This is a genomic window from Leifsonia lichenia (genome assembly GCF_054780215.1).
Window position 1 is genome coordinate 972,788 of record NZ_BAAGWT010000002.1, and the last position, 13,269, is coordinate 986,056.

The 13,269-nt window shown below is 70.0% G+C and carries 12 protein-coding genes; 2 read left to right on the forward strand and 10 right to left on the reverse strand.

From position 1 onward, the window contains the following. The first annotated feature begins 59 nt into the window (after positions 1–59). Complete coding sequence (locus ACYVGI_RS09190) at positions 60–551, forward strand: GNAT family N-acetyltransferase (protein WP_460632288.1); 492 nt, start codon at positions 60–62, stop codon at positions 549–551. A 73-nt stretch (positions 552–624) separates the two neighbouring features. Here ACYVGI_RS09190 and ACYVGI_RS09195 read toward each other — a convergent pair whose 3' ends face one another. Both ACYVGI_RS09195 and ACYVGI_RS09200 read right to left on the reverse strand, forming a co-directional pair. Further along, positions 625–1,227, reverse strand: coding sequence for a histidine phosphatase family protein (locus ACYVGI_RS09195; RefSeq protein ID WP_460632289.1), 603 nt, complete (start codon positions 1,225–1,227; stop codon positions 625–627). A gap of 38 nt (positions 1,228–1,265) precedes the next feature. Next, positions 1,266–2,678, reverse strand: coding sequence for a M16 family metallopeptidase (locus ACYVGI_RS09200; protein ID WP_460632290.1), 1,413 nt, complete (start codon positions 2,676–2,678; stop codon positions 1,266–1,268). 171 nt (positions 2,679–2,849) lie between these two features. Between ACYVGI_RS09200 and ACYVGI_RS09205 the strand changes: the two genes are divergently transcribed. After that, positions 2,850–3,434 carry a TetR/AcrR family transcriptional regulator gene (locus ACYVGI_RS09205; protein WP_460632291.1) on the forward strand — a complete coding sequence of 195 codons (585 nt, stop codon included), beginning with the start codon at positions 2,850–2,852 and terminating at the stop codon, positions 3,432–3,434. Between the two features lie 314 nt (positions 3,435–3,748). Here the strand turns inward: ACYVGI_RS09205 and ACYVGI_RS09210 are convergent, their stop codons facing one another. The 8 genes from ACYVGI_RS09210 to ACYVGI_RS09245 all read right to left on the reverse strand — a co-directional run bounded on the left by ACYVGI_RS09210 (position 3,749) and on the right by ACYVGI_RS09245 (position 13,193). Further along, on the reverse strand, positions 3,749–4,822 hold the full coding sequence (locus ACYVGI_RS09210) for an aldo/keto reductase (RefSeq protein ID WP_460632292.1): 1,074 nt from the start codon (positions 4,820–4,822) through the stop codon (positions 3,749–3,751). 316 nt (positions 4,823–5,138) lie between these two features. Then, a complete protein-coding gene (locus tag ACYVGI_RS09215; RefSeq protein ID WP_460632293.1) occupies positions 5,139–5,954 on the reverse strand; it encodes an HpcH/HpaI aldolase/citrate lyase family protein in 816 nt (271 codons plus the stop codon). Further along, entirely contained in the window at positions 5,951–6,502 is a 552-nt protein-coding gene (locus tag ACYVGI_RS09220) for a MaoC family dehydratase (RefSeq protein WP_460632294.1), read from the reverse strand. The genes ACYVGI_RS09215 and ACYVGI_RS09220 overlap by 4 nt, the downstream gene beginning before the upstream one ends. After that, positions 6,499–7,173, reverse strand: coding sequence for a 3-oxoacid CoA-transferase subunit B (locus ACYVGI_RS09225; RefSeq protein WP_460632295.1), 675 nt, complete (start codon positions 7,171–7,173; stop codon positions 6,499–6,501). Before ACYVGI_RS09225 ends, ACYVGI_RS09220 begins: the two co-directional genes overlap by 4 nt. Next, a complete protein-coding gene (locus ACYVGI_RS09230; protein WP_460632296.1) occupies positions 7,170–7,937 on the reverse strand; it encodes a CoA transferase subunit A in 768 nt (255 codons plus the stop codon). Before ACYVGI_RS09230 ends, ACYVGI_RS09225 begins: the two co-directional genes overlap by 4 nt. A 102-nt stretch (positions 7,938–8,039) precedes the next feature. Continuing rightward, positions 8,040–9,251 (reverse strand): acyl-CoA dehydrogenase family protein, encoded by a 1,212-nt coding sequence (locus ACYVGI_RS09235; RefSeq protein WP_055895735.1) that lies wholly within the window; start codon positions 9,249–9,251, stop codon positions 8,040–8,042. 40 nt (positions 9,252–9,291) lie between these two features. Continuing rightward, entirely contained in the window at positions 9,292–11,580 is a 2,289-nt protein-coding gene (locus ACYVGI_RS09240; protein WP_460632297.1) for an acetyl/propionyl/methylcrotonyl-CoA carboxylase subunit alpha, read from the reverse strand. Positions 11,581–11,585: 5 nt separating this feature from the next. Beyond that, positions 11,586–13,193: a carboxyl transferase domain-containing protein gene (locus tag ACYVGI_RS09245; RefSeq protein WP_460632298.1), complete on the reverse strand. Its 1,608-nt coding sequence runs from the start codon at positions 13,191–13,193 to the stop codon at positions 11,586–11,588. Positions 13,194–13,269 lie beyond the last annotated feature (76 nt).

A 13,269-nucleotide genomic window follows, 5' to 3' on the forward strand; every position in this document is an offset into this window, starting at 1 on the left:
CGGACGACTCGCGCCGAACCACCCGCACCGAACGAGCCGCATCGAACTAACCTGGGTCGATGGTGTCTTTTGCTGATGTCGCCGTCACGGACGCGACCGCCCACCGGATGCTGAGCGACTACTTCGCGGAGCGCGCGGCGTCGTTCCCCGCGTCGCAGGGCGCATACCGCACCACGTTCCCCGACCCCGGCCAGTTCGTGGCGCCGGCCGGAGTGTTCCTGCTGGCGTACGACGAGGACGGCGAAGCGGGCTGCGGCGGTATCAGGGAGCTGAGCGTCCCGCTCGCCGACATCGACCCAGAGCTGCCGGTGGTCCGCTACGAGATCAAGCACCTGTGGGTGTCGCCCACGCATCGCGGGCGTGGGCTGGGGCGGGCGATCCTGTCCGAGCTGGAGCATCGGGCGCGGGGGTTCGGCGCGACGGAGGTCGTGCTCGACACCAACGCGAGTCTGGAGGCGGCGGGGCGCCTGTACCGGTCGCACGGCTACGACAACATCCAGCCGTACAACGACAACCCGAACGCGACCGACTGGTTCCGCAAGCTGCTCTGACCCGGGCACGAGTCGTGCGAAACGTGCGGTCACGACGCTGCCGACCGCGCGTATCGCACGAGTCGTGCGGCCGCTAGACCGGCTGCAGCTCCGGGAGGCCCGTGCGCAACTCGACTGGCAGGTGTCCGAGGTCGTTGTGGACGACCAGCACGGGCGGCTTCGCCGAGCGCACCCGGATGATCGTGAGCCCGCAATTGGCCTGGTTCAGGCCCAGCCAGCGCCACGACGGAGCGTCGAAGACGTGCCGCACGAACCAGCCGATCACGAAGTTGTGCGTGACGAGCAGATCGTGCCTGTCCCCGATGGCCGGGGTGAGGAACTCGCCCACCGCGTCGTCCATCTGCGCACGGCCCGCCTCGATCTCCGCATCCGTGATGTTGCCGAAGAACGACTCGAACGACTTCGGCATGTCCGGCGTCGGTCCCGACGGGATGCAGTCGAACAGCAGGCTCGACGGCTCCGGCGTCAGCGCAGGCATTCGCTCGGCCATGATCGCCGCCGTCTCGGCCGCACGGTTCAGCGGCGAGTGGTACATGCCCGTGAACGGTACGCCGCTCAGCCGTTCGGCCACGAGCTGTGCCTGACGCTTGCCGCGCGGCGAGAGGGGTCCGTCTGGCAGACCGTGTTCTGCGTCCTGCTGCTCGCCGTGGCGGACGAGGTAAAGGTAGTGGGGCACCTGGATGGCCTTTCGGGTGTGACGGGCGAAGCGGCTGATCAGGGAGCGAGGCCGGCGAACATGTCGTCGGTCACGCTCCCCACCGCGGAGACGGAGACCGGTCTGCTCGCCAGGTCGGTGGCGAGGCTCTGCACATCGTCGGCGGTGACGAGGTGCAGGCGCCGGAGACTCTCGTCGAGGTCGGAGAACTCCCCCAGGCTGATCTCGGCTCGACCGAGCCGGGACATCCTGGTGTCGGAGTCCTCAAGAGCGAGGGCAGCGCCTCCTGAGAGCTGGCCGACAGCGCGGCGCATCTCGTCCGGGGTGACGCCGCCGTCTGCGAGGCGGTGCAGCTCACCGAGCATCAGCTCGGCGACCTGCGTGGCCTTGGCGGGAGCGCATCCCGCGTAGAGGCCGAAGATCCCGGCGTCGGAGTATGCGCCGGAGAACGAGTAGACGGCGTATGCCAGGCCGCGCTTCTCGCGCACCTCCTGGAACAGCCGGGACGACATTCCGCCGCCGAGGATTGAATTGAGCACGCCCATCGTGGTGCGGCGTTCGTCGGTGGCGACGATGCCCGGCACGCCGATCAGCAGGTTGGCCTGCTCCGTGGGCCGCTGGACGGTGACGATGGAGGCCCCGCGCTCGATGGCGACGGCGGTGGCTGCGCGCCGCTGCACCGGGGACGCCTCGACGCTCAGATCCCAGCCCGCTGCGACGAGGGCGCGCTCGACGCCGGCGACGAGCAGGTCGTGGTCGACGGCGCCCGCCGCGGTGATGACGAGGTCTTGGGGGCGGTAGTTGGCCCGGTAGTGGGCGAGCACCGCATCCCTGGTCGCCTCGCGGATGGTCTGCGGGCTGCCGCCGATGGGACGGCCGAGTGGATGCGCACCGAGCACGGCCTCGAAGAACCGCTCGTTGGCGACGTCGGCCGGGTCGTCCTCGGCCATCGACAGCTCTTCGAGGATCACACCGCGCTCGTTCTCGAACTCGACGGGGTCGAGCAGCGACGACGTGAGCATGTCGGCGATGACCTCGACCGCCATCGGCAGATCGCGATCCTGCACCTTGGCGTAGTAGCAGGTGTACTCCTTGGCCGTCATCGCGTTGTGCTCGCCGCCGACGGAGTCGAAGGAGATGGCGATGTCGAGCGCGCTGCGCGTCGGGGTGCCTTTGAAGAGGAGGTGTTCGAGGAAGTGGGTGGAGCCGAAGCTGGACGGGACGGCCGGTGTGGCCGGCTCGGCGGGGGCTCCTGCGTGCGCTGGGACGGCCGGCTCGGCGGGGATCGCATCCGCTTCGTCGCGGGAGCCGACGGCCACCCAATAGCCGAGGGTGGCGCTGCGGGCGCCGGGAACCTGTTCGCTCAGGATGCGCACGCCGCTCGGCAGGACTGTGCGCCTGACCAGCGCGTCGCCGGATGCGGCGAAAGAGAGGTCGGCCAGACCGAGCGGGAGGTCGACTGCGCTGTTCATCCCTTCCACCCTACGCCAGAGCCTATGAAACCCCTGGACGTGAAATGAGGACAAACAGACTGGTCTGTCTACTGCTATACTGGTCGAACCAGCGCATCGGCGGGTCCCTACGCCGATGCGGAACCAAGAGGACGGACCCGACCGTCCCCTGCAGTGAAGGAGTCGTGCCGGATGGTCGTTAGTGCCCGAGCGACCATCCGGCCGCCCGCGCCGTCCAAGGTCAAGATCCTTGCGACGGCCGACGAACTCTTCTACCAGGAAGGCATCCACACGGTGGGTGTCGACCGGATCATCGCGGGAGCGCGCGTCACCAAGGCGACGTTCTACAAGCACTACCGCTCGAAAGACCTGCTGATCATCGCGTACGTCGAAGGCCGGGACAAGCAGGTGCGCGACTGGTTCGACGACCAGGAACGCCAAGGCCACGACCCTCGGGAGATCGCCAGGGCGCTCGTCGACTCGATCAACCTCGAAGCAGTGCGTCCCGGCTTCCACGGCGACCCGTTCATCAACGCGGCCGCCCAGTTCGCCGACGAAACCCACCCGGTGCGCGTCGCCGTGAGCACCCACCGAGACTGGTACGCCCGCCGCATCGAGGAACTGTTCCGCGACATCGGCCACCCTCGGCCGGGTGACGCCGCCGACGACCTCATCCTGGCGCGCGACGGCGCGCTCGCCGGCGGCTACGTCGGCGACCCGATCGCCGCGGGAGCCGCGCTGCACCGCTCGCTCGACCGCATCCTCGCTGAGGCGTAGGGGCGGAGGGGCGCGGGGGCGTAGGGGCGGAGTCGCGAGCTCCTTCCGAACGGAGTGCGCGGTCGACACGCCGGACAAAGCTCCTTCCGGACGGAGCGCGGTCGGCGCGGCGACCGAATCTCCTTCCGAACGGAGAGCGCGGTCGGCGCGGTCGACGCGCCGGACGAACCTCCTTCCGGACGGAGAGCGCGCCGCGGCGGCGGAAACTCCTTCCGGACGGAGAGCGCGGCGGACACGCTGACCGCAGCTCCTTCCGGACGGAGAGCGCGCGCCGAGGCGGCGGAAACTCCTGCCGGACTGGCGACGCCCGCGCGCTATTCGGAGACGCGGTCCAGTTCGAGCATGTTGGCACGGGTGAGACGGATGCCCGCCGAGACCATCAGCGCATCCACCTGTTCGGGGCGGCTCGCGCTCGCGACGGGAGCGACGACGTTGCGCTTGGCGAGCAGCCAGGCGATGGCGACGCTCGCCGGCGTGACGTCCTGCTCGGCCGCGATGCGGTCGAGGGCGGCGAGCACGCGCTGCCCCTTGCGGTTGACGTACGCCGCAGCGCGGATGCTGCGGGCGTCCGCGTTGAGGTCGCCCTTGCTGCGGTACTTGCCGGTGAGGAAGCCGTTCGCGAGCGCGTAGTACGGGATGACGGCGAGACCCTGCGCCGCCGCGACGATGCGGAGGGCGCTCTCGAACTCGGTGCGGTGCATCAGGTTGTACTGGGTCTGCACCGCGATGAACTTGGGCAGGCCGGTGGACGACAGGATGCGCGCCTCGATGAGCCGGTCAGCGCTGAAGTTGGACGCGGCGAGGTAGCGGACCTTGCCGGTCTCGATCAGCCACTCGACGGTGGCCAGGCTGTCCTCCAGCGGCACGTCCGGGTCGTCGTCGTGGAAGTACAGCAGGTCGATGTGGTCGGTCTGCAGACGCTCGAGGGACGCCTCGACGGCGCGCACGATGCTGACAGAGCCGAGTCCGGGGTTCTCGTGGTGACGGCCGACCTTGGTGGCGACGACGACCTGGTCGCGGTTGCGGCGCTCGCGCATCCAGTTGCCGATGAGCACTTCGCTGCGTCCGCCGACGTAGCTGTCCGCCGTGTCGATGAAGTTGCCGCCGAGGTGGGCGAACCGGTCCAGGATGCGCAGAGAGGTGTCGCCGTCGGCCGTCCAGCCGAAGACGCTCGCGCCGAGCGACAGCGGGAACACCGCGAGGTCGCTCTCGCCGATGCGGCGGGGAGCGATGATCGAGAGCGGGCCCGTGCGTTCGAGCTCGGGGTCGATGGCGGGCATCGCGGCGGTCTCGACGCCGATCGACTCGGTGAGGACTTCTTCCGGCGTGCCTGGCTCGATGGCGTCGCGCGCGTCTGCGCCGCGGCCGATCGTTCCGGGACGCGCCACGGGCTCCGTGCCGTCGGCGCCACTGGGGTCCACCTGCGCGGCCGCGCGGCGCGCGACCGTATCACGCAGACGGAGAGGTAACAACTGCGGCATGTGCTCTCCCCCTTACTCTGGCGTGATTCGAATCGATTCGAGGACCCCGGCTCCCCGATACTTACTTGCAGCGTAAGGCATACGTCCGACGGGCCACGGCCAATCGCGGTGAACTGTTACACAATGCTTGGTCACAGTTTCATCACGAAGCGCGGAGGCCGATGGTTCATTCCGAAATCGTGCGTTCTCGTGGTCGACACGCCCGGCTTTCAGCCATCAGCCCTCAGTTCCCCGCTCGCGCCAGCACCGACCGCGCGTGCGCGATCACCGGCCCGTCGACCATCCGGCCACGGTGGCGGAACACTCCCCCGGCCGCCGCCGCGGCGTCCAGCAGCTCGCGCGCATCCCTCACCTGGTCGTCGGTCGGCCGATACGCCGCCCTGACCGTCTCCACCTGCCCTGGGTGGATGCACGCGGTCGCGGCGAACCCGACCGCCGCCGCGTCCTCCGCCTCCTCCGCAAGGCCCGCGAGGTCGTCGATGTCGAGGTGCACCGTGTCCACGGCGGCGATCCCGGCCGCACCCGCCGCGAGCAGCACAGCCGAGCGGGCGTGCGCCGCCACATCCCGGTAGCGTCCATCCGCTCGGCGGCTCGATGTGCCGCCGAGCGACGCCACGAGGTCCTCCGCGCCCCACATCAGCGCGACCACCTCCGACGCAGACGCCAGCCGTGGCGCCGCGAGAACACCCGTCGCCGTCTCGCACAGCGCGATCACGGCCAGCCCGCCGAGGTCGCGCAGGTCGGCGACGGACTCCGCCTTCGGCAGCATCACCGTGCTGTACGGCGTCACGGCGAGCGCCGACAGATCGGCGGCGTGGTCGTCGGAGCCCGCCTGGTTGACCCGGACGATCACCCGCTCCGGGTCGAGGTCGGAGACGGCGAGCGCCTCCCGCGCCTCGGCGCGGTGGGCGGGATCGACGGCGTCTTCGAGGTCGATGATGACCGCATCCGCCCGCTCGAGCGCCTTGGCGTAGCGCTCCGGCCGGTCGGCGGGGCAGAACAGCAGCGCAGGGCCGAACGGGAAGGGGGCGGCACTCATTCCTCGGCTCCGGCCTCGGCATCAGCCTCTGTTCCGGCCGCTGATCCGCCCTCGGCTCCGGCCGCTGCGCTCAGGCCGAGGTGCGCATCCCTGCACCACATCATCACCTGGCGGGTCGCGGTGGCGACGACCGCCCCGTCCTGGTTGCGGCCGGTGTGCGCGAGCGTCACGATGCCCTGCCCCGGCCGCGACGACGACAGCCGCTTGGCCACCACCACCGTCTCCGAGTAGAGCGTGTCGCCGTGATGCAGCGGATGCGGGAACGTCACGTCGCTGAACCCCAGGTTCGCCACGATCGTGCCCTGCGTGAGCTGGGCGACGGAGGCGCCGACCAGCGTCGCCAGCGTGAACATCGAGTTGACCAGACGCTCTCCGAACGGCTGCGTTGCCGACCAGGCGGCGTCGAGGTGCAGCGCCTGCGTGTTCATGGTGAGGGTGGTGAAGAACACGTTGTCGGCTTCCGTCACCGTGCGTCCCGGACGGTGCAGGTAGCGGGTGTCCTCCTCGAACTCCTCGAAGTAGAGGCCGCGCTGCTCGATGTCCCTCATGCTGCGCTCCCGTCCAGCTCGACGGCGAGCGGGGCGCCGGTGGCAGCCACCACCTCGTCGACGGTGACGTCCTGGGCGGTCTCGCGGAGGACGAGCCGCGCCGGAGCGTCTGTGCTCCCGCCGTCGCGCACCACGTCGATCACGGCCAGGTCGGTGATGATCCTGTCGACGCATCCCGTGCCCGTCAGCGGCAGCGAGCACTCGGCGACGATCTTCGGCCTCCCCTCCCTGTCGACGTGCTCCATCATGACGATGAGGCGCTTGGCGCCGAAGACGAGGTCCATCGCCCCGCCCATCCCCTTGACCATCTTGCCGGGGATCATCCAGTTGGCGAGGTCGCCGTTCTGCGACACCTCCATCGCGCCGAGCACGGCGACGTCGACGTGGCCGCCGCGCACCATCCCGAACGAGAGAGCGGAGTCGAAGAAGGCCGCACCGCTGTTGACGGTCACCGTCTCCTTGCCCGCGTTGATCAGGTCGGGGTCGACCGCTGCCTCTTCCGGGTACGGGCCGACGCCGAGCACGCCGTTCTCGGAGTGCAGGATGACCTCCACGTCGCGCGGGATGTAGTTCGGGATGAGGGTGGGCATCCCGATCCCGAGGTTCACATACTGGCCGTTGCGCAGTTCGCGCGCCACCCTGGCGGCGAGTTCGTTGCGGCTGAGGCTCATCGGGCGCTCCCGTCGTCGAGGCGGACGGTTCTGCGCTCGATGCGCTTCTCCCCATCCGGTGCGTGCACGACCCGCTGCACGAAGATGCCGGGGATGTGCACGGTGCCGGGGTCGAGGTCGCCCGGCTCCACCAGCTCCTCCACTTCGGCGATGGTGACGCGGCCCGCCATCGCGGCGAGCGGGTTGAAGTTCATCGCCGCCGCGTGGAAGACCAGGTTGCCGTATCGGTCGCCCTTCGCCGCGTGGACGAGCGCGAAGTCGGGGGTCAGCGAGCGTTCCAGCACATAGTCTGCGCCGTCGAACGAGCGCACCTCCTTGGGCTCGGAGGCGACCGCGACCGACCCATCCGGCGCGTACCGGCGCGGCAGGCCGCCCTCGGCGATCTGCGTGCCGACGCCCGCAGGCGTGAAGAACGCCGGGATGCCCGCTCCGCCCGCCCGGAGCTTCTCTGCCAGCGTGCCCTGCGGCGTCAGCTCCACCTCCAGCTCGCCGGAGAGGAACTGCCGGGCGAACTCCTTGTTCTCGCCGACGTATGAACTGATCATCTTGCGGATGCGCCCGTCTGCCAGCAGGATGCCGAGCCCCCAGTCGTCGACGCCGCAGTTGTTGCTCACGACCTCGAGGTCGGCTGTGCCGCGTTCGTGCAGCGCCGCGATCAGGGCGCTCGGGATGCCGCACAACCCGAACCCGCCGACCGCGAGCGAGCTGCCGTCCGCGATGTCCGCGACCGCCTCCGCGGCGCTCGCCACCACCTTGTCGATCACTGTCTTCCTCCTCCTGCGTGCGAAGCCATCGAGCCCAGGGTTTGTCTCCTTAAAACCCGTTCTTTCGGTGAAAAAGCCTGGGCTCGATTGTGTGGGGACGGGTTACGCGTTGAAGCCGAGGGCGCGCGAGATGACCATGAGCTGGACCTCGGTGGTGCCCTCGCCGATTTCGAGGATCTTGGAGTCGCGGTAGTGACGCGCGACCGGGTTCTCGTTGAGGAAGCCGTAGCCGCCGAAGATCTGGGTGGCGTCGCGCGCGTTGTCCATCGCGGCCTCGCTGCAGGTGAGCTTGGCGATCGACGCCTCCATCTTGAACGGCTTGCCCGCCATCAGCTTGAAGCAGGCGTCGTAGTACGCGAGCCTGGCGGTGTGCACGCGGGCCTGCATCCTGGCGATCTTGAACGCGATGTACTGGTTGGCGCCGATCGGGCGGCCGAACACGTTGCGGCTCTTCGCATACCGGATCGCCTCGTCGAGGCAGCCCTGCGCCGCTCCCGTGCAGAGCGCGGCGAACGCGACGCGCCCCTCGTCCAGCGTCTGCACGAAGTTCGCGTACCCGCGGCCTCGCTCGCCGAGCAGGTTCGCCTCCGGCACGTGCACATCCGTGAGAGTCAGTGGATGCGTGTCCGAGGTGTGCCAGCCGACCTTGTCGTACGACGGCTCCTGCACGAACCCCGGCGTTCCCACAGGCACGAGGATCGCGGACAGCTCCTTCTTGAGCGAGCCGTCCGCACGCTCGTGCTCCCCGGTCACCGCGGTGATGGTCACGAGCTTGGTGATCTCGCTGCCCGAGTTGGTGATGAACTGCTTGGAACCGTTGATGACCCACTCGCCGTCGCGCAGCTCTGCGGTCGTCTTGGTCCCCGCCGCGTCCGAGCCCGCGTCCGCCTCGGTGAGGCCGAACCCGGCGAGCGCCTCGCCGCGGGCGAGCATGGGCAGCCACTCCTGCTTCTGCTCCTCTGTCCCGTTGCGGAAGATCGGCATGGCACCGAGCCCGATGCCCGCCTCCAGGGTCACGCCGATCGACTGGTCGACGCGGCCGAGCTGCTCGACGGCGAGGCACAGCGAGAGGTAATCCTTGCCCTGTCCGCCGTACTCGACGGGGAACGGCAGCCCGAACAGGCCCATCCGCCCCATCTCGGCGATGATGTCGTACGGCAGGCTGCGGCGGGTGTCGTAGTCGTACGCGGCCGGGGCGACGACGGTGTCGGCGAAGTCGCGCACCTGGTCGCGCAGCCGGATGTGCTCCGCCGTGAGCTCGAAGCCGGCGACGTCGGTGTCCGCTGCTTCCGTTCGCGTCATCTGCATGGTCATGAGTTTCCCTGTCTCGTGGTGGATCGTCGTGGTGCGACGGTCATGGAGTGACGGCCGATGGTGTCGGCCCTGTGGATGCGCGCGCCTCGCCGGTGGGCGGGGGCGGCGCGGTGGGTGAGCTCTTCGATTCGGCGGCGTCGTCCGGTTCGGCGTCGTCCTGCGGTTCGGCGGCGTCCTGCGGTTCGGCGTCGTCCTGCGGTTCGGCGGCGTCCGCTTCCACGCTCGCGACGAGCTGGTCGAGCTTGACGAGGTCGCCAGGAGCGACGCGCACGTGCACGGTCCCGGCGAGCGGCGCGACCAGACGGTGCTCCATCTTCATCGCCTCGACCGTGACCACCGTGTCGCCCGCCTCCACGCGGTCGCCTGTCGCGACGGACACTGCGACGACGGTCCCCGGCATCGGCGTGCGCAGCTCGGGATCGACCGTCCCCGCCGCCCGCGCCAGCCCGGCAAGGTCGCGCGCGACCCGCTCCGCGCGACCGAGGAACCGCAGCTCGCGTGCCGCACCGCCCAGCGCAAGCCAGGTGGATGCGCCGTCGGTCGCGTAGCGGAACGACGTCACCACGCCGTCGAGCGTGAGGAGCGCCGTGCCGGGCTCGCCGGGACGGGTCGAGGGCAGCACACGCAGACCGGCGCTGCGCGTGGCGTCGCCGGTCGGGTCGGCCGAAGCGTCAGCGCTCGCCGAACCGACCGCCTCGGCAGCACCGTCCGCATCGACCACGCTCACGCGCGCCGTGCCGGCCTCCAGTGCGGAGGCGTCGCCCGCGACGCGCACGGTCGCAGACCCCAGGTCGTAGGCCGCGGGCCTGTGCTCGCCGAGGCGCCAGCCGGACGGTTCTGCCCAGAGCGAGCCCGCCGCATCCCGAGCACGCTGCAGCCGATCGTGGTGGGCGAGCATGGCGGCGGCGATCCGTTCGCGCTCGTCCGGTTCGGTCGGCGCCTGCTCGGAGAAGCGGCGGTCGATCAGAGTGGTGTCGAGCCGTCCAGCGCGCACATCGTCGTCGGCGAGCAGCTCACGCAGCCAGCGCACGTTCGTCACAGCGCCCAGGATGGCGGTGTCGGCGAGGGCGCGGTCGAGGCGGGCGAGTGCATCCACCCGGTCGGCGCCCCAGGCGATGACTTTGGCGAGCATCGGGTCGTACTCGGTGACGATGGGCACCCCGGCGGCCAGGCCGCTGTCGACGCGCACGCCGTCCCCTGTGGCCTCGTGCAGCGCCAGCACCCGGCCGTCGCTCGGCAGGAAGCCGCGCTCCGGGTTCTCCGCGTAGACGCGCGCCTCGATGGCGTGCCCGCTGAGGCGTACGTCTTCCTGCGCGAAGCCCAGCGGCTCGCCCGCAGCGATGCGGAGCTGCCACTCGACCAGGTCGAGCCCTGTCACCAGCTCGGTCACGGGATGCTCGACCTGGAGTCTGGTGTTCATCTCCATGAAGAAGAACTCGTCCGGCGCCGCGTCGGACACCAGGAACTCGACCGTCCCCGCCCCGACATAGTCGACGCTCGCCGCGACAGCGCAGGCCGCTTCGCCGATCCGCGCCCTGGTCGCCGCGTCGAGCAGAGGAGACGGCGCCTCTTCGATCACCTTCTGGTGGCGGCGCTGCAGCGAGCACTCGCGCTCCCCCAGGTGCACGATGTGCCCGTGCCGGTCGGCCAGGACCTGCACCTCGATGTGCCGCGGCGTGTCCACCAGGCGTTCCAGGAACAGAGCGTCGTCGCCGAACGCGCTCGCGGCGACCCGCCTGGCCGCGGCGAGCGCGTCCGGCAGCTCTGCGGCGGAGCGGACAGACTGCATCCCCTTGCCCCCTCCGCCGGCGGACGGCTTCACCAGCACGGGGAAGCCGATGTCGGAGGCGGCGGCGATCAGGTCGTCGTCGCTGAGGCCGGGACGCGCGATGCCGGGGATGGTCGGCACGCCGTGCGCCTCGACCTCGCGCTTCGCGGCGATCTTGTCGCCCATCACGTGCAGTGCGTGCACGCCCGGCCCGACGAAGACGATGCCCGCGTCCTCGCAGGCTGCCGCGAAGTCGGCGTTCTCGGAGAGGAACCCGTAGCCGGGATGCACGGCCTGCGCTCCGGTGGCGAGGGCGGCCTCCACGATGGCGGCGGTGTCGAGGTAGCTGTGGGAGGCGGACGCCGGGCCGATGCGCACGGCGACGTCCGCGATGGCGACGTGCGGCGCATCCCGGTCGGCGTCGCTGAACACGGCCACCGAGCGGATGCCGAGGCGGCGCAGCGTGCGGATCACCCGGCAGGCGATCTCGCCGCGGTTGGCGACGAGCACGGTGTCGAACGGAACACCGGTCGACGGTGCGGAGAACGAGTGCGCTGGCATGGCGATCACATCCGGAAGAGGCCGAAGGCCGTGTCGGGGAGCGGTGTGCGGGAGCACACGTCGAGGGCGAGGCCTAGGAGCGTGCGGGTGTCGGCCGGGTCGATCACGCCGTCGTCCCACAGGCGCGCCGTGGAGTAGTACGGGCTGCCCTGCTGCTCGTACTGCTCGGCGATCGGCGCTTTGAACTCGGCCTCCGCCTCCGCAGACCACTCCTCGCCCCGGCCTTCGAGCTGCTCGCGCTTGACGGTCGCGAGCACAGAAGACGCCTGCGCGCCGCCCATCACCGAGATGCGCGCGGCCGGCCACATCCAGAGGAACCGCGGCGAGTACGCGCGGCCGCACATCGAATAGTTCCCCGCGCCGAACGATCCGCCGATCACCACCGTGAGCTTCGGCACCCTGGCCGTGGCGACGGCGGTGACCATCTTCGCTCCGTTCTTCGCGATGCCGCCCGCCTCGTAGTCGCGGCCGACCATGAAGCCGGAGATGTTCTGCAGGAACAGCAGCGGGATGCCGCGCTGGTCGCACAGCTCGATGAAGTGCGCACCCTTCAGCGCCGACTCGCTGAACAGCACGCCGTTGTTCGCGACAATGCCCACCGGATGCCCGTGGATGCGCGCGAAGCCTGTCACGAGCGTCGTGCCGTAGTCCTTCTTGAACTCGTGCAGTTCGCTGCCGTCCACGAGTCGGGCGATGACCTCGCGCACGTCGTACGGCGCCTGCACATCGGTGGGGACGACACCGTAGAGCTCGGCCGGGTCTGCGACGGGCTCGACGGTGGGATGCACATCCCAGGCCGGTTGCGCCGGCTCCGGCAGCGTCGCCACGATGTCGCGCACGATCTGCAGGGCGTGCCTGTCGTTCTCCGCGAGGTGGTCGACCACGCCGGAGGTCTTGGCGTGCAGGTCTCCCCCGCCCAGCTCCTCGGCCGTGACCACCTCTCCGATCGCCGCCTTCACCAGCGGAGGCCCGCCGAGGAAGATCGTGCCCTGGTTGCGCACGATCACGGTCTCGTCGCTCATGGCGGGCACGTACGCGCCTCCTGCGGTGCAGGAGCCGAGAACGGCGGCGATCTGCGGCACCTTCGCCGCCGACAGCCTGGCCTGGTTGTAGAAGATGCGGCCGAAGTGGTCGCGATCGGGGAAGACCTCGTCCTGCATCGGCAGGTATGCGCCTCCCGAGTCGACCAGATAGATGCACGGGAGCTTGTTCTCCAGCGCGATCTCCTGCGCCCGCAGGTGCTTCTTCACCGTCATCGGGTAGTAGGTGCCGCCCTTGACCGTCGCGTCGTTGGAGATGACGAGCACGTGGCGTCCGTGCACGAGGCCGATGCCCGCGATCACACCGGCTGCCGGGGACTCGTCGTCGTACATCCCGGTCGCGGCGAGGGGTGCGATCTCCACGAACGGGCTGCCGTCGTCGAGGAGGGCGTCGATGCGTTCGCGCGGGAGGAGTTTGCCGCGGGCGATGTGGCGCTGACGGGAGCGCTCTGGTCCTCCTGCCGCCGCGGTGGCGAGGCGCTGGCGGAGTTCGGCGACGAGGGCGCGCTGGGCCGCCTCGTTCTGCTCGTACCCGGTGTCCGTTGCGCTGGTGGCGCTGGTCAGCGTTGGCATGTTCGCGTCTCGCTCTTCGTCGTCGTCGACTGTCGGCCTCGTGGACCATTCGGTTAGTGGTCACTAACTCGAATTT

Bases quoted from the DNA above. Each gene is read 5' to 3' on its own strand.
- ACYVGI_RS09205 (WP_460632291.1), top strand. From the start codon at position 2,850: ATGGTCGTTAGTGCCCGAGCGACCATCCGGCCGCCCGCGCCGTCCAAG.
- ACYVGI_RS09225 (WP_460632295.1), bottom strand. From the start codon at position 7,173: ATGAGCCTCAGCCGCAACGAACTCGCCGCCAGGGTGGCGCGCGAACTG.
- ACYVGI_RS09220 (WP_460632294.1), bottom strand. From the start codon at position 6,502: ATGAGGGACATCGAGCAGCGCGGCCTCTACTTCGAGGAGTTCGAGGAG.
- ACYVGI_RS09235 (WP_055895735.1), bottom strand. From the start codon at position 9,251: ATGACCATGCAGATGACGCGAACGGAAGCAGCGGACACCGACGTCGCC.
- ACYVGI_RS09240 (WP_460632297.1), bottom strand. From the start codon at position 11,580: ATGCCAGCGCACTCGTTCTCCGCACCGTCGACCGGTGTTCCGTTCGAC.
- ACYVGI_RS09215 (WP_460632293.1), bottom strand. From the start codon at position 5,954: ATGAGTGCCGCCCCCTTCCCGTTCGGCCCTGCGCTGCTGTTCTGCCCC.
- ACYVGI_RS09190 (WP_460632288.1), top strand. From the start codon at position 60: ATGGTGTCTTTTGCTGATGTCGCCGTCACGGACGCGACCGCCCACCGG.
- ACYVGI_RS09200 (WP_460632290.1), bottom strand. From the start codon at position 2,678: ATGAACAGCGCAGTCGACCTCCCGCTCGGTCTGGCCGACCTCTCTTTC.
- ACYVGI_RS09245 (WP_460632298.1), bottom strand. From the start codon at position 13,193: ATGCCAACGCTGACCAGCGCCACCAGCGCAACGGACACCGGGTACGAG.